General features: G+C 70.6%; 11 protein-coding genes. 1 reads left to right on the top strand and 10 read right to left on the bottom strand.

Features of this window, described 5'->3' with window-relative positions; translation table 11 throughout:
- Positions 1-93: 93 nt before the first annotated feature.
- The 4 genes from cs1 to CRV15_RS07530 form a co-directional block, all read right to left on the bottom strand.
- A complete protein-coding gene (cs1, locus tag CRV15_RS07545; RefSeq protein ID WP_003961826.1) occupies positions 94-1,071 on the bottom strand; it encodes a clavaminate synthase Cs1 in 978 nt (325 codons plus the stop codon).
- Between the two features lie 15 nt (positions 1,072-1,086).
- Positions 1,087-2,028 (bottom strand): agmatinase, encoded by a 942-nt coding sequence (speB, locus tag CRV15_RS07540; protein WP_003952511.1) that lies wholly within the window; start codon positions 2,026-2,028, stop codon positions 1,087-1,089.
- Positions 2,029-2,200: 172 nt separating this feature from the next.
- Positions 2,201-3,742: an asparagine synthase-related protein gene (locus CRV15_RS07535; RefSeq protein ID WP_003952510.1), complete on the bottom strand. Its 1,542-nt coding sequence runs from the start codon at positions 3,740-3,742 to the stop codon at positions 2,201-2,203.
- A 2-nt stretch (positions 3,743-3,744) separates the two neighbouring features.
- The gene (locus tag CRV15_RS07530) at positions 3,745-5,466 is read right to left on the bottom strand and encodes a thiamine pyrophosphate-binding protein (protein ID WP_003952509.1); all 1,722 of its coding nucleotides are present in this window, start codon (positions 5,464-5,466) and stop codon (positions 3,745-3,747) included.
- A gap of 492 nt (positions 5,467-5,958) precedes the next feature.
- On the opposite strand from CRV15_RS07530, the gene CRV15_RS07525 reads away from it, so the two are divergent.
- Positions 5,959-7,614: a penicillin-binding transpeptidase domain-containing protein gene (locus CRV15_RS07525; protein ID WP_003952508.1), complete on the top strand. Its 1,656-nt coding sequence runs from the start codon at positions 5,959-5,961 to the stop codon at positions 7,612-7,614.
- 108 nt (positions 7,615-7,722) lie between these two features.
- Here CRV15_RS07525 and CRV15_RS07520 read toward each other — a convergent pair whose 3' ends face one another.
- The 6 genes from CRV15_RS07520 to CRV15_RS07495 form a co-directional block, all read right to left on the bottom strand.
- Positions 7,723-8,712: an isopenicillin N synthase family dioxygenase gene (locus CRV15_RS07520; RefSeq protein WP_003952506.1), complete on the bottom strand. Its 990-nt coding sequence runs from the start codon at positions 8,710-8,712 to the stop codon at positions 7,723-7,725.
- Positions 8,713-8,743: 31 nt separating this feature from the next.
- Positions 8,744-20,005, bottom strand: coding sequence for a non-ribosomal peptide synthetase (locus CRV15_RS07515; protein ID WP_003952505.1), 11,262 nt, complete (start codon positions 20,003-20,005; stop codon positions 8,744-8,746).
- A 236-nt stretch (positions 20,006-20,241) separates the two neighbouring features.
- Positions 20,242-21,615, bottom strand: coding sequence for an L-lysine 6-transaminase (gene lat, locus CRV15_RS07510; RefSeq protein WP_003952504.1), 1,374 nt, complete (start codon positions 21,613-21,615; stop codon positions 20,242-20,244).
- 605 nt (positions 21,616-22,220) lie between these two features.
- Entirely contained in the window at positions 22,221-22,769 is a 549-nt protein-coding gene (locus tag CRV15_RS07505) for a biotin transporter BioY (protein WP_003952503.1), read from the bottom strand.
- A gap of 346 nt (positions 22,770-23,115) precedes the next feature.
- A complete protein-coding gene (locus CRV15_RS07500) occupies positions 23,116-24,132 on the bottom strand; it encodes an MBL fold metallo-hydrolase (RefSeq protein WP_003952502.1) in 1,017 nt (338 codons plus the stop codon).
- Positions 24,133-24,454: 322 nt separating this feature from the next.
- Positions 24,455-25,243 carry an AfsR/SARP family transcriptional regulator gene (locus tag CRV15_RS07495; protein WP_003952500.1) on the bottom strand — a complete coding sequence of 263 codons (789 nt, stop codon included), beginning with the start codon at positions 25,241-25,243 and terminating at the stop codon, positions 24,455-24,457.
- Positions 25,244-25,429 lie beyond the last annotated feature (186 nt).

The raw sequence follows: 25,429 nt of genomic DNA, 5'->3' as shown, positions 1-25,429 counted from the left end.
AAAGGGGCCTGCCCCCTCACCCGCGCGGCGGGTGAGGGGGCAGGACCGGGAGCCGGTTCCGGCGCCGGGGCCCAGGGCCTCGGGGAGCCGGGCTCAGCGGCGCGGCGAGAACGAGATGGTGTCGCCCGCGCGCTCGCCGCCGGAGAGCTGTCCATTGCGGTCGGTGCGGATGTAGACGCGGTGCAGCCAGCGGTCCTTCCCGTCCCAGCGGGGCGAGAACGGCGTCCGCGCGTGCGTGGTGCGGAAGTTGTCGATGATGAGGACGTCACCGGGGACGAGCTTCACCCCGACGGTCACATCGTCGAGCGCCTGGGACAGATGGGCGACGGCCTCCTTGTCCGCGGGGTCCTCCGGCGCCAGCAGCTCGCGGTCGTACCCGAGGAACGGGTCGTTCGCGTCCCCGTAGAGCGGCTTGACGTTGGCGATCGCGCCCGGGTCGTCGACCCCGCCGCGGAAGGCCACGTCCACGCAGCAGGGCACCTTGCGGTCGAAGAGACGGGCCCGGGTCTTCTCGTCCAGCAGGGGCAGCGCCTTGCGGACCGAGCCGACCAGCGTCTCCGCCCGGTTCTCGTGGTCCGCGCGGGAGCAGGCCAGCATGACGTAGTTCGGCTGGAGGATGTGGTACGCCATCTCCGTGTGGAACTCCAGCAGCGTCTCGGAGGTCTCCGAGGACAGGTAGTGCGCGCCGGGCGACGGGTACACGTCGTGGTAGACCGTGCCCGAGCGCAGCTCCTGGTACCCCGTGTGCAGACCGAGCCGGCGGCCGGCCAGCGCGAGCATGGCCTCCATCACCAGCCGCTTGCGGTCCAGCGGGGCCGGGGTGGAGGTCGGCGTCTCGGGCAGCTCGCTGTCGTCGACGGGCAGCCCGCGCAGCAGCAGATAACCGTCCTCGCTGCCCACGGCGTTGAAGGTGTCGAGAGCGGCGGCCAGCCCCTCCGGGAGACGGGCGGCCAGCGTCTTCGCCTCGTCGAGGAAGCCATGGAGGTCCGCGCGCGGCACCTCGGGAAGCTCGGAGGCGAGCGCGAGCAGCTCGTCGCGGTACGGGGTGCAGTCAACTATCGGAGAGGCCATGACACGATGTCTCCTTCACAACTGGGTTCTGTGGGCTCGGGCGTACTGGTAGAGCAGTTCCGCACCGATCTCCGTGGCCAGGATCGAAGTGATCCCGCCGTGGTCGTAGAGGGGTGACACCTCCATCACGTCGAAGCCGACCGGCTTCAGGTCACCCACGCAGCGCAGCAGCGCCAGCACCTCGCGCGAGAGGAGCCCGCCCGGCGCGGGCGTGCCCGTACCGGGGGCGAAGGCGGGGTCGACCACGTCGATGTCGACCGAGACGTACACGGGCCGCTGGCCGACCTTCTCGCGGATGAGGTCGGCGGTCCCGCCCACCCCCAGCTCGCCGAACTCGTCCGCCGTGACCACCCGGACGCCGTGGCCCCGGGCGTAGTCGAGCGAGTCCGGCTTCGGGTTGTGGCCCCGGATGCCGATCTGGACCATCGCCGCCGGGTCGATCAGCTTCTCGTCGATCCCGTGCCGGAAGGGGGTGCCGTGGTGGTACCGGCCCCCGTAGAAGGCCGGGTTGGTGTCGGAGTGCGCGTCCAGGTGCACCACGGCGAGCGGGCCGTGCTGCTCCGCGACCGCGCGCAGGGCGGCCACCGTCAGCGAGTGGTCGCCGCCGATCATCAGAAAGGCGGCGTTGGCCTTCAGCAGGCCCGACAGATGGCTCTGCGCCGTGTCGATCGCGATGTTCATGTCGAACGGCGTCAGATTGATGTCCCCGGCGTCGACACAGTTGATCAGGTCGAACGTGCCGGGGCCCCGGTCGATGCCGACACCGTGGATGAGGCCCGACTCACTGCGGATGGCCTGGGGGCCGAACCGGGCGCCGGGACGGTAGCTGGTGCCCCCGTCGTAGGGGGCTCCGATGACCACCACGTCATAGCCGCGGGGCTGGGGATCGTGCGGCAGGCGCATGAAGGTGGGGATCTGTGCGTAGCGGGGTGAAACGTGCGAGTCGATGCGCTCCACGCTTTCAGCTCCCTCCTGGGAATCGGGCGACGGTCGTCAGGGGCCGCGAGGGCCGAGGGCCGACGGTCGTCAACGGGTGGGGGACAGGGGTGCCGGTGCGCCGGAGTCCGCGGGCGGCCCCGGGTACGGGTCCCGCGCGGGTCCGGCGTCCGGCGGGCTCCCCGTGGCGGGACTAGGCCGCCCCCCGCGCGGTCCGGTCGGCCACGGAGCGCACCACATCGTCGGTGTCCACCTCGGAGGGGTGCCGTCCGCCCCCGACCGTGAGATCGAACAGCTCGCGCACCACCTGCCGCTTCGCCTCGTGGACGCGGTCCTCGGCGACACCGTGGTCCAGCAGCAGCCGGGAGAACGAGGACGTGGTGCCCGAGCCCTCGTGGACGCCCAGCTTGGGCCGGTTGACGGTCTCCGCCGGGAGGGCGTCGGCCATCGCGGCGCGCAGCACCCACTTGTCCCGGCCGTGCCGCCGCTTGAGCCCGGCCTCCAGCGAGACCAGCAGATCGAGGACCTCCCGGTCCCAGTACGGGTGGGTGGTCCAGTGCCCCGCCAGCGTGGACAGCACCGGGGACATCTCGTTCAGCCCGTCGAAGGTGGCCATGTCGTGCGCGAGAACGGTGTCCAGCGCGGGCAGCCGGTCCTCGCGGTGCATGCCCCCGAGGGGGATGTCCGCGCCGTACCCGGTGAGGATGCGGCGCTCCGGCCCGTCGAGCGCCCGGTAGAGCGCTGTCAGGGGGAGCAGGTACTCGATGATGTCCGGGTCCACCGACTCGGAGGCCCACACCGCGTACGGGAGCTGCGCCAGCAGCTCGGTGGTCGGGATGGTGATCTCCCGGTGCCGGGTGCGCAGATGGTCGACGACCGCCCGGGCCTCGCGGAACTCGTTGGACGTGTCGGTGCCCATGGACACCGTGTCCAGTTCCCCGGCCGCCCGGTGCGCACAGGCCGCGACCCCGGAGGAGTCGATTCCGCCGGAGAGCACCACCAACGGGGTGTCGCCGGGGGTGACCCGCTGGGCGACGGCCTTCTCCAGCGCGGCCCGCACGGCCGCGACGGCCTCGCCCTCCGGCAGGATGCGGCGGGAGAGGCCCGGGGTCCAGGTGCGGTGGGTGACGGCGGTGCCCGAGCCGAGGTCGATGTCCATCACGGCGCCCGCGGGCACCTGGTAGACACCGGTCAGACCGGCGACCCGGCGGGCGTCCGCGAGCGGGAAGCCCTTCGGGTCGCGGTGCGCGGCGAGCGCCTTGGCCTCGGTGGACGCCCGGACCTCGCCCGGCGCCACACAGGTGTACAGCGGCACCGAACCGGCGTGGTCGGTGGCGAGCAGGACCCGGTCCCCGGTCCGCACCACGGTCGCGAAGCGCCCGTTCACCAGCCGGAAGGCATGCAGGTCATAGCGTTCCAGCAGCCGCAGGACCAGCTCCGCGTCCCCCTCCGGCGCGGGTCCGGCGGGCAGCACGGAGAGGAGTTCGTCCCGGTTGTAGATCTCACCGGCGAGCACCGCGGTGGTGGGCGCGCCGGTGAGGGAGCGCGCCACCGCGCGGTCGGGCGCGACCGAGGGGGCGTGCACCAGGGTCGCCGCGAGCGAGCGCTCCCCCTGGGGCGTGTCGATGTCGGTGTGGCTGCCCCGGGTCGCGAAGACCGGGCCGGGGGCCCGGCCCCCGCCCGTTCGGGCGGAGGCCAGGAACCCGAAGGCAGCCGGAAGAACCGGTGCCCCCATGATCAGATGCTCAGGGCGCCGAAGCCGCCCGGCTGGAAGTCGTAGTTGACCGGGACCTCGATGAGGAACGGACGACCCAGCTCGGCACCCTTGCGCAGGGCCGCGAGCAGCTCCTCGCGGTTGGTGGCGCGGGTGGCGTCGACACCGTTGGCCTCGGCGAGCGCGACGAAGTCGACGCCGCCGAACTTGACCGCCGGGTCGTGGCTGCGGTGGTGACCGATGTTCTGGTACAGCTCGATCAGGCCGTTGGTGTCGTTGTTGACGACGACGGTCACGATCGGCAGGTTGAGCCGGGCGATGGTCTCCAGGTCGGAGCTGTTGGAGTGGAAGCCGCCGTCACCCGCGATGAGGAAGGTCGGCTGGTCCGGGCGGGCCATCTGGGCGCCGATGGCGGCGGGGATGCCGTAGCCGAAGCTGGAGCAGCCCGCCGAGGTGAGGAAGCCGAAGGGCTGGTCGGCGCGGGCGAAGAGCACACCGTAGTGACGGAAGAAGCCGATGTCGGAGACGATCGTGCCCTCGCCGGGCTCGGCGGCCTCCTCCATGACGGTGTTCATGGAGTCGATGACCTGGTGGACGCGCATGCCGTCCTCGTAGGTCTCCGGGTCGGCCAGGAACTCCGCGATCCGGGCGCGCAGCGGCTCGATGTCGTGGCGCTGCTTGGCCCCGAAGGAGGCGGTCGCGGTCTCGAAGTGCTCCACGAAGGCGAGGACGTCGGTGACGACGTCGACGTCGGGCCGGTAGACCCGGGGGATCGGGTTGACCGTCGGGGAGATACGGACGGTCTTCTTCTCGATGCCCTTCTGCCACATGGACGGGCGCAGGTCCTCGGCGTAGTCGTAGCCGACGGTGAGGACGAGGTCCACCGGGGCGAACATGGTCTGGAGCGCCGGGAAGTTGAGGATGCCGTCCATGTAGCCGGTGACGGCGCCGTAGTTCAGCTCGTGGCCGACCGGCAGGACACCCTTGGCGATGTAGGTCGTGATGACCGGGATGTTCAGGCGCTCGGCCAGGGCGCGGATCGCCGGGACGGCGCCCGAGCGGATCGCGGCCGCTCCGACGACGAGCACCGGGTGCTTGGCCTCGGCGAGCAGGGCGGCGGCCTGGTCGGCGGCCTTCTGCCAGCCGTCGGCGACGACGCCGACCGGTTTCGCCGGGGTGTTCGCCGGCGGGTTGGGGACGGTGGTGTCGATGCCCTCGGAGGAGCCGAGCAGGTCCACCGGGAGGGAGATGAAGGAGGGCCCGACCGGCTCGGTCATGGCCGCGTTCACGGCGGAGTCGACGAGGTCGGTGATCTCGTGGGGCCGCTGGAGCTCCACGGCGTACTTGGACATCGGGGCGACGATCGCCACCGAGTCCAGGCACTGGTGGGTGTCGTTCGGGAAGATGTCGTGCGACTCCGACTGCGCGGCGAGCGCGATGACCGGCGAGCGGTCCAGGACGGACGTGGCGATACCGGTGGAGAGGTTGGTCATACCGGGGCCCAGGGTGGCCCAGCACGCCTGGGGGCGACCGGTGATCCGCGCGAGGACATCAGCGGCGACACCCGCGGTGAACTCGTGGCGGGTCAGAACGAAGTCGATCCCCTCGACCTCGTCGAAGAGAATCGACGCGGCCTCTCGGCCGACAACCCCAAACACCTTCCCCACACCGTGATCACGCAACCGTGACAGGAGGGCGTGAGCGGCGGTAGGCTTGCCGCTGGGGGCGGTCGATACACGGGACATGAGCGGTCTCCAGACTCCGTCAGTACCAGGCTCCGTCATGGTGGACGGTTCTCGGCAACCCTGACCGGACGCGCTCTTCACGCTCTCTTCTCCACGTATCGGGAGTTCTTGTGAAGAGGGGACGAAGAGTGACGGTGCGTGGCCGAACCGCCCATCCGTCGCCGAACCCGATGACTCGAATTCGCTCGGCTTCCCTGGATTCGCACAATCAATCGATGGAATTCAGTCAATTCCCTTCAGGGGTCTGACCGTTTTGTCGCTACTCCCCGCTGTCACGCTTTCAGAGGTCTACTCCAATCGCGGTGAACTCGGCGACCGATTCGCTCCCCTTTCCATGGATGTTGCCTCGGTCACCTTCCGGGTGCCGCTTCCCCCCAAGGGGTGGGAACGGGCCGCTGAGCGGCTGGTCCAGCCCTCCGTTCGGCCCCTTGACTGTCCTGAAACGCGGTATCCGGGGAGGAGGGAAAGAGGGCGCCCGCATAGCCTGGCCCCATGACGCATTCCGACAACTATGGCGATGACCCGCCGCAGGGCAGGCGCCGCTCCCGTGGCCGGGCGGCCACCGCGGTGGTCGCCGGGCTGGCCGTGACGGTGGGGCTCGGCTATTGGGGTTACACCAGCCTGGTTGCCGACGAGAAGGATTCGGGCGACCCCGAGGTGGAGGCGGCGGCCGGACAGTTCGACACCTTCCTCGGCGCCTGGGAGAAGGGCGACGCCCCGACGGCCGCCGGGCTGACGGACACCCCGGACAACGCCGAGTCGCTGATCAAATCCGTCATGACCAACCTCAAGCCGACGAAGACGGAGATCACCGCCAAGACCGGGGAGAAGAACCCCGAGGGCGAGGTGGAGATACCGTTCACCGTCAGAATGACCCTCCCCGGGGCCGGGGAGTACGCCTGGGACTCCACCGCGAAGGTCGTCGGCGGCGGCAAGGAGTGGAAGGTCGCGTTCAACACCGAGATGATCCATCCGCAGATGGTTCCGGGGCAGACCCTCGCCCTCAAGTCGCGGGAGCGCGCGGACATCCTCGACGCCAACGGCAATGTCCTCCAGGCCGCCTCCATCATCGGCGCGGTCGACCCCAGGACCGGCAAGGGCTCGGCGGGCCTCCAGTCCCGCTACGACAAGCAGCTCACCGGCGGCTCCGGCGCGGCGCGCTCGGTCGTGATCCTGGACCGTGAGTCCGGCCAGGTGGTCAAGAAGCTCACCGGCCTCAAGGACACCGAGGGCAAGCCGGTGAAGACCACCATCGACCCGCGGGTCCAGTCCGCCGCCGCGGCGGCCCTGGAGGGCTCGAAGAAGAACGCGGCGATCGTCGCCGTCGACCCCGCCACCGGCAACATCCTGGCCGCCGCGAACGTGCCCTCCGGCATGAACCGCGCGCTGGAGGGCCGCTACCCGCCCGGCTCCACCTTCAAGGTGGTCACCACCGCGGCCCTGCTCCAGCAGGGGATGAACCCGGAGGAGCGGGCCGACTGCCCGAAGTTCGCCCATGTCAACGGCCAGAGCTTCGAGAACCAGGACCAGTTCACGCTGCCCGCGGGCTCGACCTTCCGGGACAGCTTCGCCCACTCCTGCAACACGTTCTTCGTCAACTCCCGCAGCAAGCTCTCCGAGTCCAGCCTGAAGCAGGCCGCCGAAGCCTTCGGCATCGGCGGCACCTGGGACGTCGGCGCCTCCACCTTCGACGGCAGCGTCCCCGTCTCCAACAGCGAGAACGACAAGGCCGCGTCCACCATCGGACAGGCCAGGGTCGAGGCGTCGCCCCTGGTGATGGCCTCCATCGCCGCCACCGTCAAGCAGGGCGAGTTCAAGCAGCCCGTGCTGGTGCCCGACGCGGTCAAGAAGCCGCACCAGGCCCCCCGGATGGCCCCGGGCATCGTCGACTCGCTGCGTTCCATGATGCGTTCGACCGTCACCGACGGCGCCGGCGACGCCCTGCGGGGCCTCGGCGGACAGCCGCACGCCAAGACCGGTACCGCCGAGTTCGGCACCGAGAAGCCGCCGAAGACGCACGCCTGGATGATCGGCTACCAGGGCGACCGGAACATCGCCTGGTCGGTCCTGCTGGAGGACGGCGGGTCGGGCGGCGCCGACGCGGGCCCCGTCGCCGCGAAGTTCCTCAGCAACCTCGCGGCCGGCTGACCCGCGCCGCACCCACCGCGCGCACCGGACGGGCCGGCCGCCCCCTCCCGAGGGGACGACCGGCCCGTTTCCTTCCCGGCCGCCCCGCTCAGGGGCGGCCGGTTCCGCTCAGGTCTGGCCGTTCTTGACGATCAGCGCCCGCAGCCCGTGCTGGAGGTAGTCCCCGTAGGACAGGGCCTCGTTCCTCACCTCCTCGCTCGCGCCCTCCGGCACGAACGGCTCGATGACCGCCTCGTGCCCGCCGTTGAGGAAGAACGGCAGGGACAGCCGCTCCGCGTTCACGAACTTCACCCGGTGGTTGGGCGCCGGGAAGTAGTCGTTCGTGACATGCGCCATGTAGGTACCGCAGTTGACCAGGAAGTCGTTCTCCGACGTCGGGATGTCCCGCCAGCCGTCGACCGTCTCCACCTGGAGGTTCTGCACCTGGGTCTGGAAGAGCACGGTGATCATCGAGACGTCCAGATGGTCCTCGAAGCTCAGGAGCTGGCCGTCGGGACCCGTCTTCACCGGCGGGTACTCCTCCAGATACGGGTAGCGGATCAGCGAGACGGACGACAGGGAGTCCTGCTCGGCGAGCGCCGCGTCGAAGAAGTGCTCCGGCCTCCCGAGCGCCAGCGCCAGCCCCCGCATGAGCACGGTGGAGAGCTTCAGCATCTGCCGGTAGTAGCCCTCGCAGAACGGCCGGAAGCGCGGGTGCCGCTCCTCGTCGGGCCAGAGGTTCACCTCGTGCATCGGCGTCCCCGCGGCGATCATCGGGTGGTCCTCGCCGAAGTCCGGGTTGAGGTAACAGAAGGACTCGACGGCCTTCCTGCCCGGGACCGCCTTGTAGTAGCCGTTGCGCACATGCGGGTTGTCCGGGTTGTACGCGTGGATCGCCAGGTCGTGCTTCTCCTGGTCGGTCATGGCGCCGTGGAACTCGTTCACCACGTCCTGGAGCTGCTGGACGTCCACGCCGTGGTTCGTGGCGTAGAAGAAGCCCGAGCCGCGGCAGGCCCCGTGTATCTCCTCGGCGACGCGCTTCTTCGCGGCGGCGTCGGTTCCGAACAGCGGCGAGATGTCGATGGTCGGAACGTGGGCCGACGGCATCAGAACTGGCATGAAACCCTCCTTGGACTCAGCGCCCGGCCGTTCACCGGGCATCCGGCGACGACGCCGAGACACGCGCACAGATGTCGGCGACCAGCCGGTCGTTTCGTACCCACGAATGGTGGGTCTCACCGTGCAGCCGGTGGACCTCGATGGACTCCGCGGGCAGCAGCGCGTCCAGCCCGTTGAAGGAGGACCGCTGGTAGAAGTCGAACAGCCGGCGCTGCTCCTCGTCCCGGACGATCTCGTTCGGCTCGTCCGCCCGGAACAGCACCACATCGCCGGTGTTCGCGCGCAGCCGCTCCAGATCCTCCCGGGCGGGCGCCCAGTGGTAGTTGATCGGATCGAGGATGTCCTCGGTCTCCGGCAGCCCGATCGCCGCCGACGAGGCCCGGACGTCGAAGTACGGGTCGATGAGGAACAGCTCCTCGATCCGCTCGCCCGCCCGGGCCAGCCGGAGCGAGACCTCCACCGAGAGCACCCCGCCGAAGCTCCAGCCCAGCAGGTGGTACGGGCCGGACGGCTGGATCTCCCGGAGGAGGGGGAGATAGAAGTCGGCCAGCGCCTCGAAGGACTCCATCGGCCGGTGCAGATGCACATTGTTGAAGAGCACCAGCCGGTGGCCGGGCAGCCGCTGCGCGAGATTGCTCAGATAGCTCTCGGCGCCGCCCTCACCGGGCGGGAAGACGAAGAGGGTGCGCTCGGCGCGGTCCCCGTCGACGAGGATGTACGGGTCGAACTCCGTCCCGGCCCCGGCCCGCTCGGCGGCGCGCGCCCGGCCGCCGTTCTCGCCCGACACCGCCGAGGTGTGGGCGACGAGCCGCTCCAGCCAGCTCCTCAGCTCGTCCGTGAAGCGCCGGGTGGTCTCCTCGTCCAGTCGGCTGTCCACCGCGGTGACGAGCCGGCCGCCGGTACATCGCATGGTCACGTCCACACTGAACTGGTCGGCGCCCCGGTTGCGGCCGGAGATGTTGCTCCCCGACATCGCCGAGTCGAGCCGCCAGCCCGCGGAGGGCCCGTCCGTCTGCTCCCCGGCGTCGGAGACCCGGCCGAGGTAGTTGAAGCTCACCGGCGGCAGCGGCGCCCGCTCCCCGCCGTAGCGGCCGAAGAGGGCCCCGTATCCGATGCCGTGGTGCGGCACCCGCCGGGAAGCCTCCTTCGTGGCGGTGATGCCGCGCCCCACGTCCTGCGGGTGCGCCTCCACGGCCAGCGGGTGCATGGTCGTGAACCAGCCCACCGTGTCCCGGACGTCGGGCGCCCCGTCGAACCGCTCCCGGCCGTGGCCCTCCACGGTGACATGGTTGACCGCCAGGCCGGTGACGGCCCGCAGCGCGCCCCCGACCGCCGTCAGCAGCAGATCGTTGATGGTGGTGTCGTACGCCCAGTGGCACTCGGTCAGCAGCGCCGTGGTCCGCTCCGCGTCGAGCGCGAACTCCTCCCGGAGCGTCGCCGCGCCCGGCGCCGGGACCGGCAGCGCCTGTGCGGTGGCCGCCAGGGACGCGACGGCCTCCGCCCACAGCCGCCGCTCGGCCTCGTCCGCCGGGTACGCGGCGAGCGCCCGCGCCCACTGGCGGTAGCTGCTCGTCTTCTCCTCCAGCGCGCCCCCGTGGTACAGGATCTCCAGGTCCTGCGCGAGGATGTGCCAGCTCACGGTGTCGACGACCAGGTGGTGCAGGGCGAACCAGACCCGGGCCGAGCCATCGGCGAAGCCGTGCAGATAGGCCGCGCAGTGGATCGGTCCGCGCTCCAGGTCGAAGCCGCTCTGCCAGCGGGCGAGCCGTTCGGAGATCTCCTCGGGGGAGAGCCCGCGCACATCCAGCTCGTGCAGGACGACCTCGGGCACGGCGGCGTCGTAGCGCTGGACGAACCGCTCGTCCGCGCCGTCGCCGCCGCCCTCGGAGCGGTACCGCAGGCTGAACGCGTCATGGTGCTCGACCAGCCGCGCCAGCGCCTGGCCCAGCCTCGCCACGTCCAGCTCCGGGGCGGTGACGGCGAAGTTGTGGTTCCACCAGTTCCGGTCGGCGAGCGGCTTGGCGAAGAACCACTCCTGGATGGGCAGCAGCGGACAGTCACCGTCCAGCCGGCCCTGCTCGGGCGCCTCGCCGCCCTCGCCGGGGTCCCGCCCCCGGTCCGGGGCGGCCAGCACCCGCTCGGCGAAGTGCCGGACGGTCGGATGGTCGAAGATGTCCTTGACGCCGACCCTGCGCCCGATCTCCCGCTGCACCTGGCTCGCCAGGTGCAGGGCGCTGATGCTGTCGCCGCCCGAGCGGAAGAAGTCGTCGTCGATGCCGACCGTGCCACCGGGGAGCCGGTCGCCCCAGAGCTGGCACAGCCGGGCCTCGGTCCGGTTGCGCGGGGCCGTGCGGTCCGCGCGCCGCTCCGGCAGCGCCGCCTTCGGCAGCGCCTTGGTGTCCAGCTTGCCGTTGATGGTCATCGGCAGCGGGCCGTCCATGCGGATCAGCAGCGAGGGCACCATGCCCGGCATCAGCCGCGCCCGCAGCACCGCGAAGATCGCGTCCTCGTCGGCGCCCCCGGCGTCGCCCGTGCCGGTGTCCGTGTCCGTCTCCGTGCCGGTGGCGGCGACGTAGTAGCCGACCAGCCGGGTGTTCCCCGGGGAGCGGTCGTCGGCCACGGCGGCGACCGCGCACTCGCGGACCCCCGGAGCGGTGGCGAGGACCGCCTCCACCTCGCCCGGCTCGATCCGCAGCCCGCGGATCTTGAGCTGGGCGTCGTTGCGGCCCAGGTACTGGAGCTCGCCGCCGCGGGTCAGCCGGACCAGGTCGCCACTGCGGTAGAGGACCGGGTGGCGGCCCTCCCGCCCCTCCTCCCCGGTGTCGAACGGGTTCGGCAGGAAGCGCTCACCGGTCAGCTCCGGCCGGTTGAGATAGCCGTCCGTCACACACTCACCGGCCACATACAGCTCGCCGACCGCGCCCGGCGGCAGCGGCTTCAGCCCGTCGCCGAGGACGTACAGCCGGGTGTTCCCGAGCGGCAGACCCAGGGTGTTGCGGTAGGGGTCACCCGGCTCGAAGCGCCGGACGGTGTTGTAGACGGCCGTCTCGGTGGTGCCGTACGCGTTGAGGATCGGCCCCGCCCAGCCCTCGCGGATCTTCTCGAAGTGGCGCTCGTGGAACGCCTCACCGGCGACCAGCACTGTGCGCAGCCCCGGCAGCCGCGCCAGGTCGAACTGCTGGACCTGGGTGGGCGTCCCGCTGATGTACGTCAGCCCGGCGCGGTTCGCGTCCTCGTAGAACCGCTCGTCCTGCGCGGGCGACGGCGGCGGGACGATCAGGGTGTGACCGCCGAGGACGGACAGCGCGAGCTGCTCCACCGAGAAGTCGAAGACATAGTTGGCGAGGAACAGCACCCCCTGGCGGCCGGTGTCGGGCGGGCCGAAGTACCGTCCGGCCAGCGTCGCGCGGAAGCTGTCCACCGCGCGGTGCGGAACCAGCACCGCCTTGGGGCGGCCGGTGGTGCCCGAGGTGTAGATCGCGTACGCGAGGTCCGCCGGGGTGGTGTCCGTGACCGGGTCGTCGGTCGAGCGGTAGCCCTGCGGCAGCGCGTCGATCTCCACCACCGGCAGCGCGTCGCCCGCGAGGCGGCGCAGCCGCTCCCCGTGGGCCCGCTGGGTGACCACCAGCCGGGCCTCGGTGTCCGCCAGCATGAAGGTCACCCGGTCGTCGGGGTGGCCCGGGTCGATCGGCAGATAGCCCGCGCCCGCCTTCCACACCGCGAGGATCGCGACGACGGTCAGCTCGCTCTTCTCGACGACCAGGCCGATCAGATCGCTCGGACGGATCCGCGCCACGGAGCGCAGATAGTGCGCGAGCTGGTTGGCGCGCTCGTTCAGCTCCCGGTAGGTGAGCCGGGTCGCGCCGTGGGCGACCGCGACGGCGTCCGGCCAGGCGGCGGCCTGCTCCTCGAAGACCGTGTGCAGGGTCCGGGGGGCGGGCAGCGCCTCGGCGGCCGCGGCCTGGAGGGCCCCGGCGGGACCGGCCGCGAGGGCCGCGCGCTCCGCCGCGCCGACCGGGTCCACCTCCGCGACCCTGGCCTGCTCCCCGGCGTCCGCGAGCCGCGCGAACTCCGCGAGGACCTGCCGGAAGGTGGCGATGAACCCTTCGGCGGTGTCGTCGTCGAAGAGCGCGGCGGCGTAGGTGAGGTTGCCCGCGAGCCGCCCCGCGGCGTTCTCGGTGACCGTCGCCGACAGATCGAACTTGGTGGCCGTGAAGCCCCCGGCGTCCGGCTTGTACTCGGTGAACTCCGGCTCCGCCCCGGCCCCGCCGCCGACGGGAGCGCGGTCGGTGACGTTCTGGAGGGTGAAGTTGACCTGGAGCACGGGGTGCCGGCTCGGGTCCTTCTCCGGGTTCAGCTCCTTCACGAGCTGCTCGAACGGCAGCTCGCCGTGGACCTGGGCCGCGACCACGTCCGCGCCGACCGCGCGGATGTACTCCGCGAGACCGGCGTCCGCGTCGACCCGGACCCGCAGCGCCAGCAGGTTCGCGAAGAAGCCGACGGTCCGGTCGAACTCCGGGCGCCCCCGGTTCGCGGCGGGCGTGCCCACGACGAAGTCGTCCTGGCCGGTGTAGACGCGCAGGGTGAGCGCCCACGCGCCGAGCAGCACGCTGTACAGGCTCACCCGCGCGGACCGCGCCAGCTCGCGCAGCGCCCGCGCCGTCCCCTCGTCGAGGTCGAAGTCGATCTCCCGGCCCCGGTAGTCGAAGCGCGCCGGACGCGGGCGGTCCAGCGGCAGCCGGATCGTCTCGTACCCGGCCAGCGCCCCCGTCCAGTACCCGGTCAGCTCCGCCAGCCTGCCCCCGGACAGATACTGCCGCTGCCACAGCGAGAAGTCGGCGTAGCTGCCGTGGACCTGCCGCAGATCCGTCACGGGGACACCGCGCAGCAGGGCCGCCAGCTCCTCCCGGAAGGTGCTCCACGACCAGCCGTCGAAGGCGCTGTGGTGGACGACCAGACTCAGATACGCGCGGCCGTCCGCCGGACCGGCCGTGAAGAGGTCGGCCACGAGCGGCAGCTCCTCGTCCAGCCGGAAGACCGTGCGGGACCGCTCCACCAGCCGCTCGTCCAGGGCCGTGCGGTCCGCGACCGTGTGCAGCGGGACCTCGAACCGGGCCGCGGCCTCGGCGGCGGGCAGCGGGTACTGCCGCCGGACGCCGTGCTCGTCGGTCCGCAGCAGGGTGCGCAGCGCCGCGTGCCGCCCCAGCAGGGCGCGCAGCGCCCCGGTGACCGCGTCCCGGGTCGAGGCGGCGTCCCCGGTCGCGATCTCCAGGACGAAGGGGATGTTGTAGGCGTCGGTGCCGCCCTCGAACTCGTCGATGAACAGCAGACGTTCCTGCGCGAGCGACACCGGCGGGTTTCCGTCGCCCGCCGCGGCCCGGCCCGCGACCGGCCCGTCCTGCTCCCCGTCGCCGTGCGCGGCGCTCTCGCGGATGTGCTTCGCCTGCGCCCCGAGGGTCGTGTGCTGGAGCACGGTCGCGACCCCGAGACCCCGGCCGAAGCCGGTGGTGATGGCCTGCGCCAGCACCATCGCCCGGAGGCTGTCGCCGCCGAGGGCGAAGAAGTCGTCGGTGACGCCGACCCGCTCCGGGGCGAGACCGAGCACCGTGGCCCAGATGCCGCACAGCTTGGTCTCGACATCGTTCGACGGCGCGATGTACTCGCCGCTGTCACCCGGGCCGAAGTCGGTCTCCGGGAGCCGTGTGACGTCCAGCTTGCCGCTCGGCGTCACCGGGATGTCGGTGATCCGCAGCACCCGGGAGGGGACGACCGCCTCGGGCAGCTTCGTCCGCATCCACTGCCTGACGTCCTGCTCGTCCAGATCGTCCGTGCCGACATAGAAGCCCACGAGGTACTTCTGCGCCGACGCGAGCCCCGCGCCCCGGTGCTCCCGCGCGATGACCAGGGAACGGGTGACGCCCGGGTACGAGGAGAGCGCGGCCTCGACCTCGCCCAGCTCGACCCGCTGTCCCCGGATCTTGACCTGGAGGTCGGTGCGGCCCAGGCACTCCAGCTCGCCGTTGGGCAGCCAGCGCACCAGGTCACCGGTCTTGTAGACGCGCGCGTTGCGCCCCTCGGCCCGCTCCTCGGCGGTCTGGAAGGGGTTGTCGACGAAGCGGTCCGCCGTCAGCTCGTCGCGGTTCAGATAGCCGCGGGTGACGCCGACACCGCCGATGTACAGCTCGCCCATGCCGCCGACCGGCACCCGCTGCATCGACTTGTTCAGGACATAGGCCGTGTAGTTGTCCACCGGGTGGCCGATGCTCTTCGTCGACCGCCGCTCGCCGACCGTGTAGGGCCGCTTGTGGCTGGTGATCGAGATCTCCGTCGGCCCGTACCCGTTGATGATCGTCCCCGGGAACATGGCGCGGATCTTGTTGAAGACCGGCTCGGTGAAGTCCTCGCCGATCGCGTCGATCCGGGTCAGCGAGGTCGTCGTCGAGTAGTCGTAGAGCGAGAGCACCGACGGCGTGCCGGAGAGATAGGTGACCTGCTCGTCGTTGATGTACCGGTACAGCCGCTCGGCGTCCGTGCGCATGGTGTCGTCGAGGACGACCAGCTTCTGCCCGTTGAGCAGGGCGTCCGTCATCTGCTCCACGAAGTGGTCGAAGACGTAGTTCGAGAACGACAGCAGCGCCTCGACGCCCTCGCTCCGGTCCAGGCCGAACAGCTTCGCCAGCGAGTGCTGGAGGTTCACCACACCCCGGTGCTCGACCAGCACCGCCTTGGGCCTGCCGGTGGTGCCGGAGGTGTAGATCGCGTACGCGAGATCCGTGGCGGTGACATCGGTGACCGGGTCGCCGTCCGCGCCGTTGCCGTCGGGCAGCCGGTCGAGATCCACCACCGGCAGCGCGCCACCGGTCAGCTCCCCGATCCGCGCCACCCGCCCCTGGTTGGTGATCACCAGCTTGGCGCTGGTGTCCGCCAGCATGAACGCCACCCGGTCGTCGGGGTAGCCCGGGTCGATCGGGACATAGCCCGCGCCCGTCTTCCACACCGCCAGGATCGCGGTGATCATCAGCTCGTTCTTGTCGACGACCAGGCCGACCAGGTCGTTCGGGCGCAGCTCCGCGACCGAGCGCAGATGGTGCGCCAGCCGGTTGGCGCGCTCGTTCAGCTCCCGGTAGGTCAGCCGCCGGTCGCGGAAGACCACCGCGGTCTCGTCCGGCCAGGCGGCGGCCTGCCGCTCGAAGACCCCGTGCAGGGTCTGCCCGGCCGGGAACGGGGCCGTGGTCCGGTTCCACACCCCGTACTGCTCGACCATCGCGGGCGAGACCAGCTCCAGCCGGTCCACCCGGCGCGAGATGTCCTCGGCCACCTGGTCGAACAGGGTCTCCGCCACCCCGAGCAGGGTGTCGATCGTGGCGTCCTCGAACAGCTCACCCGCGTACCAGAGGGTGACGGTCAGCTCCTCACCCTCCTCGCGGGCGACCACGGCCAGCGGATAGTCGACCTTGTCGGCGTCGTACGCCTTCTCGAAGCGCAGCAACTCGTCGTGGGCGCGCTCCTCGTCCTCGGAGAGCAGCCGCGGATAGTTCTCCAGGACCAGCAGGGTGTCGAAGAGGCGGCGCTTCATCCCGCCGGTCTCCAGCCGGCCCAGCTCCACCGTGCTCCGGGCGGCCATGGCGGTCACGGCGGACTGGATGTCCGCGATGGCCGCGTCCGTGCCCAGCGCCGCCTGCTCGTCGTGGTCGACGATCACGGGCAGCGTGTTGATGAACAGACCGACGGAGTTCTCGATCCCGTCGATGTGCGGATTGCGCCCGGACACGATCGTGCCGACCACCGTGGTGTTCCCGCCGCCGACGGCGTACAGCACCTTGTGCCACACGAACTGGAGCACCGAGTGCAGGGTCACGGAGTGCTCCGCGCAGACCGCCTTCAGCGCCGCGGTCCGCTCGGCACCGAGGGCGAGCCGCCGGGTCCGGTGCTCCTTGACGTGGTCGTACTCGCTCAGCGCCACCTGGTAGCGGATGTCCTCCCGGACCAGCCCGCCGAAGTCGCCCCGCTCGTCGATCCGCTCGATCTGACGGGTCCAGTAGTCGACGTGGTCGCCGCGGTGCGCCTCCCAGTCCCGCTGCGCCGCGATGTACGCGGTGTCCGTCTTCCCGGTGTTCCCGGTGTTCCCGGTGCTCCCGGGGGTACCGGTGCTCCCCGCGTCCGCCGTGACCGGCTCGCCGTCCACCAGCCGCAGATAGGTCCGGTGCACGTCGTCGTGGAGGACCGGCAGGCTCCAGCCGTCCAGGATGATGTGGTGGCAGCTGAACAGCAGCGAGAAGAACTCTTCGCTCCGGCGGATCAGATAGATCCGGAACAGCCCGCCCGCCGCCGGGTCGTAGGGCTCGGTCCGGTCCCGCTCCTGGAGCTCCCGGATCCGGGCGTCCTGCTCCGCCGGGTCGGCCACCCCGCTCAGATCGGTGAACCGCCAGTCCACGGAACGGTCGTCGTTCTCGACGATCTGGAGGGCCTCCTCGGCCCACTCGAAACGCAGCCGCAGCGCGGGGTACGTGCGCCGCGCGTGCTGCCACGCCTCGCGCATCAGCTCGGGGCGGATGGCGCAGCGGTAGTGGTGCACCGACTGCATCACATAGGCGTCGTCGCCGTTGCGGCGCTTCAGGGCGTGGTAGAGCAGCCCCTGCTGGAGACCGTTCGCGAGCAGCCGCACGGGCCCGCCGTCCGCGCCCTCCGCACCGTCCGTGCCCGTCGTGTCCGCTGTGCCCTCGGCGGACCGCCGCTCCTGCGGCGTGCCGTCCGCGGGCGCCGTGCCCCGGTCGCGCTCCAGCCGGTCCGCCAGCGCGCCCAGCGTCCTCAGCGTGAAGACGTCCTCGACCCCGACGAAGACGCCCAGCCGCTGCCGTATCCGGGCGATGAGCAGAATGCAGGAGATGCTCTGGCCGCCGAGCCGGAAGAAGTCGTCGCCGTCGCCGATACGGGACACCGGAAGGCCGAGGACCGCGCTCCAGATCTCGCGCAGCTCACCCCGGACACCCCCGGTCGTGGTGGAGCCCACCGCGCCGCCGCCCGTGTCCGGGCGGGCGAGGTCCACCTCGGGCAGCGCCCGCCAGTCGACCTTGCCGTTGACATTGACGGGGATGCTCTCCAGCCGGACCATCCGCGCCGGGACCATGATCCGGATGAGCCGCCGCTCCAGGAAGGACAGCAGCTCCGCCTCGGTCACCCCGGCCCCGGGCTCCGTCAGGTAGTAGCCGACCAGATGGCGGTCGCTGCCGCCGCCCGCCCCCTCACGGGCGATGACCACGCACTTGCGGACCCCCGCATACTCGGTGGCCTGCGCCTCGATCTCGCCCGGCTCCACCCGGACACCGTTCAGCTTGAGCTGGAAGTCGCTGCGGCCCATGAACTCGACCTCGCCGGACGGCAGCATCCGCGCCAGGTCACCGGTCCGGTAGATCCGGGCGTTCATCCCGCGCGCCCGGTCCTGCTCCGAGGCGTACGGATTGGTCAGGAACCGCTCGGCCGTCAGGTCGTCGCGGTTCAGATAGCCCGGCGCCACCCCGCAGCCGCCGATGTACAGCTCGCCGATCGCCCCGACCGGCAACCGCTTCAGATCCTGGCTGAGGACATACCACTTCACATTCCGCACCGGTCGGCCGATGCTGCGGTCCGCGCGCTCGGTGACGCCCGGCGCGAACTCCTTCACGGCGGTGACGAACGCCGCCTCGGTGAAGGCGTACTCGTTGACGATCCGCCCGGAGAACCGCTCGCGGAGCTGGCGCAGCCCGGCCGCCGTCAGCTCCTCGCCGACCAGCAACAGCCGTTTCAGGCTGGTACATCGGCGCAGATCGAAGTGTTGCAGCACCGAACCCGTCGCGTTGAGGTACGTGACGCCGTGCTCCTCGATGTACGCGGGGAAGCGGTCCGGGTCGAGCCGGACCTCCTCGGGGACGACGACCAGCGTCTGCCCGTTGATGAGCGCGATCAGCGTCTGCCGCAGATGCGGCTCGAAGACGTACGAGGCGAAGAGCGCGACCCGCTCCGTGCCCGGCCGCCGCATGTCGTACCGCTCCGACAGGTCCGTGATGCTGTTCACGACACTGTCGTGGTACTTGGGCACCCCCTTCGGCACACCGGTGGTGCCGGAGGTGTAGGTGAGATAGGCCAGATCCCGTACCCCCAGCGCCAGCTCGGGCTTCACACTCAGCAGGCCGTCGGTGTCGGCGGCGGCCTGCTCGTCGAGCACGGACTCGATCTCGACGACCGTCACATCCGCGTGCTCCGCGCCCAGGATCTCCCGCAGCCGCCCCGCGTGGTGCCGGTTGGTGACGATGCCCCGCAGCCCGGTGTCACCGACCGCGAACCGCACCCGCTCCGCCGGATAGGCCGGGTCGATCGGCACATAGGCCGCGCCCGCCTTCCAGATGCCGAGCGTGGCGACCACCCCGAGATCGCTCTTGTCCAGAAAGATCCCGACGAGCTGCTGCGAACGGACCCCGAGACCCGGACCGAGCAGCCAGTGCGCGAACCGGTTCGCCCGCGCGTCGACCTCCCGATAGGTCAGCCGCTGTGTCCCGAAGACGACCGCCTCACGGTCCGGCGACCGCCGCACGGCCGCCTCGACCAGGTCGTTGAGGCGCTGGTCCGCCGGGAAGTCGCCATCGGTCGCGTTCCACCGCTGAAGCCGCTCGCGCTGCTCCCGCGAGGCCAGCTCGATCTCGGCGACCCGGTCGCCCGGCCGCCCGGCGTACTGCCCGAGCACCTCCCGGACGACCTCCAGCACACCGGCGACCGTCGTGTCCTCGAACAGCTCGCCCGCGTACGCCATCGTCCAGCACAGCCGGCCCCGGGCCGCGTCGTCCCGGACGACCATGACCAGCGGGGCCGACGGCAGCTCGGACAGGGCCACCTCGCGCTCGGCGAGCACCAGCAGGGCATCGAAGAGCCCCCGCTGGAGCACCTCGTCCGCACGGGTGTAGGAGTCCTTGCGGCGCAGCGTCTCGTCCAGCTCCCGGATCGCCTCGGCGCAGGTCAGCCGGGTGTGCTCGATATGGTCGACGATCACCGGCAGCACGGCGGCCGTCTTCAGCTCCGCCGTCGCCGTCGCGTCGACGAACGCCGCCACCGTCTGCTCGCCATGGCCGTACGCGCGCATCACGCTGTGCAGGGAGGCCAGCGCGAGCGCGCCCGCCGAGACCCCGTCGGCGGCGCGCAGCGCGTCCTTCAGAGCGGTGTACTCCCGCCCGTCGACGACGATGTCCCGCTGCCTCGTCGCACGGACACCGGGGTCGTCGTCCCGTACCGCGATCCTGTTGCGCCACTCGTCCTTCAGCAGCATTTCAAGATCGCAACGCTCGCTCGACACTCCTTGAATGCGAGTGGTCCACTCCGCTGCGGTCCTCGGGTACCGTGCTGACATCATTCGTGGGCTCTCCGTGCGGGTGAAGGCGAACGTGCCGTGGGGGTGGCGCGGTTGAGCCGCCCGGAGAGCGTGTCACCGGGCGACGCGCCAGGGGTGTTCCGTTCCGCGGTGCGGCCGGCCGGGCCCCGCTGGGGCACCCGGCCGGCCGGGCGTCAGACGCTCTCGGCGACCGCCGTGACACTGCTCGCCAGCGCCTGAAGGGCCTGGTCGATCTCGTGCTCGGCGATCGTCAGCGCGGGGCGGAACCGGAGGCTGCGCCCGCCGCAGGGCAGGGCGATGACCTGGTGCTCCGTGTACATGAGCCGCAGCACCTCATTGCGGGTCCGGGTGTCCGGCAGGTCGACCGCGCACATCAGGCCCCGGCCGCGGGCGTTGGTCACGACGGAGGGGTGGCGGGCGGCCAGGTCCTCCAGGCCGTCCCGGAAGTACTTGCCGCGCTGGACGACGGTGTCGAAGACCTGGGTGCGCTCGATCGTCTCCAGCAGCCGGGTGGCGCGGACCATGTCGGCGAGGTTGCCGCCCCAGGTGGAGCTGATCCGGGAGGAGACGGCGAAGACGTTCTCGGGGACCTCGTCGATCCGGCCGCCGCCCATCACCCCGCAGACCTGGGTCTTCTTGCCGAAGGCCACCAGGTCGGGCTGGAGGCCGAGCTGCTGGTAGGCCCAGGCGGTACCGGTGATGCCGCAGCCGCTCTGCACCTCGTCCAGGACGAACAGGGCGTCGTTCTCGTGGCAGAGCCGCTGCATGGCCTGGAGGAACTCCGCGCTGAGGTGGTTGTCGCCGCCCTCGCCCTGGATGGGCTCCGCGATGAAGCAGGCGATCATGCCGTCCGCCGCTGCGAACGCCTCCCGGGCGGCCTCCAGCGCCCGTCGCTCGGCCTCCTGGTTGGCGCCGGTGTGCTCGGCCGGCGGGTGCTGGAGGGCGGGGGACGAGATCCGTGGCCAGCCGAACTTGGGGAAGCGGGCGGTCTTGGACGGCTCGGTGTTCGTCAGCGACATGGTGTAGCCGCTGCGGCCGTGGAACGAGCGCTCCAGATGCAGCACCTGGAGCCGGTCGGTGTCCGGCTCGGCGAGGCCCAGCTTCTGGGCCTTCCAGTCGAGGGCCGCCTTGAGCGCGTTCTCCACGGCCAGCGCCCCGCCGTCCACGAAGAACAGCCGCGGCAGCCGGGGGTCGCCGAGGACCCGGGCGAAGGTCTTGACGAAACGGGCGTACGGCACCGAATAAAGATCGGGGTTCGACGGCTTGTTGACCGCGGCCACGGCCAGCTCCCGCATGAATGCCGGGTCCTCGACAATGCTGGGCGGGTTGATTCCGAGCGGCGCCGAGGCAAAGAAGGAAAAGAGGTCGAGATACCGCTTCTGGGTGACGGCGTCGACGAGCCAGACGCCGGAGCTGGCGTCGAGGTCGAGAACGAGGTCGTACCCGTCGACGAGCATATGCTGCTCAAGTGCCTGGTGCACGTCCTGAGCGTGGAGGTTTCCCACGTCCGAGAAATCGCCGTCGGGGTGGCGTGCTGCTTCGCCCATGGGTGAGAACTCCTGGGGGATCAGGCTGAATTATGGGGGACTTTCCAGCCTCTGCTGTCATGGCGGTGAACTGGACATTTTAGGATCACAATAATGACCCACCATGCTCTTGGACCCCTCTTCCAGCTCTCTCGGACGCCTCTCGATGGCTCTTTGTGAACTGCCCTGAATGGCCAGCTCGGGAGCGCGTGACGAGCTGTTGCTCAGCTTCGTGTTCAGGGGAATTCCAACGGGCTTGCCGCCTTTTCCGAATAGGTGGGGGGCGGAGGCGCGGAGGGCGGCGCATGGCTGGATCTTTGCGGTGGCCATCGAAGCCTGGGACCGACCGTTTTCGGCCGGGTACTCGGGTGCTGCCCGGCCGCCCCGGAAAAGCGGAACGGCCACCGAAGGACATTCGGTGGCCGCGCTGCCCGATCGGGGGTGGAACGCCCCGATCGGGCAGGGGTGCGTTCGATGGGATTGCGCCGGTGTTTTCCGGTCGGCAGCGCGGTGGAAAACCCGAATCATGCGTTCGGTCCGGAAACGGCGCATCGTCGGCCCGGCAGTGGAACATCACCTTTCGGTGTTTCTCCCGAAGCCCGGCCTTCGGTCTGCTATGGCCCGCTTCAGGGCAGTTGGCTCTGCGACCTGCTGGTCAGCTTGCCATCGGTGAAGGTGAAATAGGCGCTCGGCGCGAACCGCTCGGCCTTGCTGGGGCAGACGTACTCCCGCAGATTGCCGTTCGTGGCGGGCCAGTTCGGGTACTGCTCGGCCAGCGCCGAGCAGGTGTCCGAGGGGACGGCCGCCCAGAACTGGGCCTCCGTCATGCCCGTCTGGGTCTTGTTGTAGGTGGCCAGCCGCATGGTCGGCTTCGGCGCGGGGAACAGCTCCATCTGCCGCTTGTGGATGAGCTTGTCCGCGGCGTTGAAGAAGAAGTGGCCCTGCGGCCCGTAGTGGTCCGGGTTGTTGTAGCAGATGATCCGCTCCACTTGGTCCGAGCAGGACTGGTCGGCACCGGCGAGCTGCCAGACCAGGGTCCGGTCCATCCCGAACTGGATCTTGTTGTACCGCTCGGGCGTGAAGCCCGTGTACGCGTGGGCGCTGGTGGCCGTGGCGAGGACGGCTCCGGCGGCCGCGGTCAGCGCGAGCGCGGACCTCCATGTCTTCTTCACCATGTGAAGGAACCCCTTGTCTGTATCGGCTGTCTGGGTCGGCCCATGAGGTCCGGGAGGTGCATGACGTGCTGGGGATGCATGGGGTGTGAGAGGTGCACGAGGTGCGGAAGGCGCACGAGATACGGGATACGTACAAGGCGCGGGATACGTACGAGGTGCGGGATATGGGCAAGGCGCGGGATACGTACGAGGTGCGAAAGTGCACGAGGTGCGGAAGGTGCGTGAGGTGCAAGAACCGGTGTGCGGGCCATCCTCACCAGCCGTGGTCTTCCGCTGATCTCCGCCGCCTTCCAACGGCTGGTGACAGACCCTGGCCCGCATCGGTCATTCAGGGCTTTCGCGCAGGTCAGGACAGTGCGGCGGTGAGATCCAGCACACCCAGGTGATGCGGTTCGATCACGCGTGATCGCGCTGCGGCGGCCCGGGACAGCTCCCGTGCCGCCATCGGCCGGACCGAGTCGGCGAGCGCCCGAGGCGCACGGGTGAGCGGCGTGGTCATGTCGTCGTGGTGACTGGGGATCAGCAGCGGCGGATTTCCCGTTGCCGTCAGCAGCCGCTCGACATAGCGGTGCACCGCCGTGTGCGACGTCATGGGGACGAGCGCGACATCGGGCCGGATTCCGGCCAGTTCGCGTTCGACGAAGTTCCCCGCGCCCATCAGCAGGATCGTGGGCCCGCCGTCGACGGAGACCTGGTAGGCGAGGGTGTCGCCCTCGACCAGATCGCCCAGGGCGGACGGCCGCCGCGGCGGGGACACCCGCCGCCCCGGGGCGAAGGAGCCGTGGTCCGGCAGCCGGCTGTGCAGACTGCGGAAGACCTCCACCGTGTAGCCGTCGAAGCGCAGATACTCGCCGCCCTTCACCTGGATGACGTCGTCGATCCGGGGCCGGGGCGCGTCGAGCGCCAGCAGCAGATGCAGCACCGTCTCGTCGCACACGGTCCGGATGCGCCGCCGCCGCCACGCCGGACGGGCCAACAACTGCGGGACATCGGCCATATGGTCGAAATGGCCATGGCTGATCAGGATCAACTCGGGCGGAACGGTGAGATGGCGCGCGGCCGTCGCCTCCACCAGGGACCGGTCGGTCCGCAGGGGCAGCCGTGAATCGAGCGCGCCCGTCCGCGGATTCCGGCAGGGCATCCGGCTCAGATACGGGTCAAACAGAATGCTGTGCCCGCCGTCGATGACGATCTCCCAGCCGGAGACCCCCAGCCAGCGCAGCCGCACCCGGGTGGAGAAGGAGCCCCCGCGGCGGGCGGGCGCGTCGGCGCCGGCGAGGCCGACACCGAGCCCTGCCCCGACCGCCGCCGCACCGGATGCCGCCAGGGCCCCTTTGAGTACCGTCCGCCGCCGCCCGGCCACTGTCGCCCCTGCTCCCCGCGCTCGGTGAGCGCGCTGTCGCGATGATCGCTGTGAGCGAGGGACGTTACGGCCGGCGGGTGAACGCGGCGGTGGTTTTCGGTCTGCTCTGTGTGAGGAAGAAGAGGAAGAAAAGGAGAGCCGGAGCGCACGGCGGGCGGCACTCCGGCCCGGCCGGCCCGGGTGGGGCCGGTGGGTCGTACGTCTTCGCAGGCTCCTCCGGTCACCTCCCGACCGGAGATTCCCCGCCGTTGTGAGAAGAAGAACGTTTCTTCAGCGTTGGTTCAGGGAAACGTCGACAAACATTCCCGTATCGCGCGCGGTTTCAGGCCGGGGTACCGACCCGCAGGACCTGCTCGTCCTGACGCAGGATGGCCTGCATGACCCTTGTCATCCGCTCGCCGGGGCTGATGCCGATCTGCTCCCGCAGGATGTCCTTCGCGCGGTGGAAGACCTGGATCGCGTCGGCCTGGCGGCCCTCCGCGTAGTAGGCCTTCATCAGGCTCACATACAGGTCCTCACGGAACGGGTCGTGATCGACGAGCTCCGACAGCCGGGTGATCGCGTCCCCGTAGTAGCCGAGGCCGACATCGATCAGGGCGCGCAGCTCGACCGCGGCGGTCCGCTCCTCCTCCAGGGTCTCGCCCCGCAGCCGCAGCCGACTGGAGGTCACATCCGCGAAGGCGGGCCCCTTCCACAGGGCGAGCGCCGTGTCGAGCCGTTCGGACGCCTCCTGGTGCTGACCGCGTGCGTGCAGGTCCCGCACGGCGCGCACGGCCTCCCGGAAGACGAAGAGGTCGATGGAGTCCGGCAGGACGCGCAGTTCGTAGCCGCGGTCGTGGGAGCCGAGGGCGTCGCGGGGCAGCCCCGCCTCCGCCAGCGCGGTCCGGATCATCCAGGCCGACGTCTGCAACTGGCCCGAAACGGTCAGTGGTGGCTCCCCGTCCCAGGAGTCTTCGATGATCGCTTCCTTGGAGATGACCTGGCCCGGTCGCAGCGCTAATGAGGCGAGGAATCGCCGCTGTCGCTGCCCGCGGATGGGTATCGGTACGGAACCTTTCACGAGTGTCACCGGCCCCAGGAGCCGGATCGTCACATCATTCCAGGTGTTCATGGCGGTCCCCCTTGTGAAGGAACCACGCCCTCGCCGAGAGGGGTGGACATGGCTTCGGCGTAATCCTTGGTGTCGGCACCCATGTTTACGCTTAATCCACAGAAATTCCAAGGGTTACGGTTCGATCACGCAGCGGGACCCTCAAGGCATGGACGATTTGGGACAGCCTCGGTGAACCCGGAAGAA

Origin of the sequence: Streptomyces clavuligerus (assembly GCF_005519465.1) — a bacterium.
In the GTDB taxonomy this organism is placed as follows: domain Bacteria; phylum Actinomycetota; class Actinomycetes; order Streptomycetales; family Streptomycetaceae; genus Streptomyces; species Streptomyces clavuligerus.
Note: the sequence above shows the minus strand (reverse complement) of the source record. Positions and strands in the feature narration are given on the sequence as shown.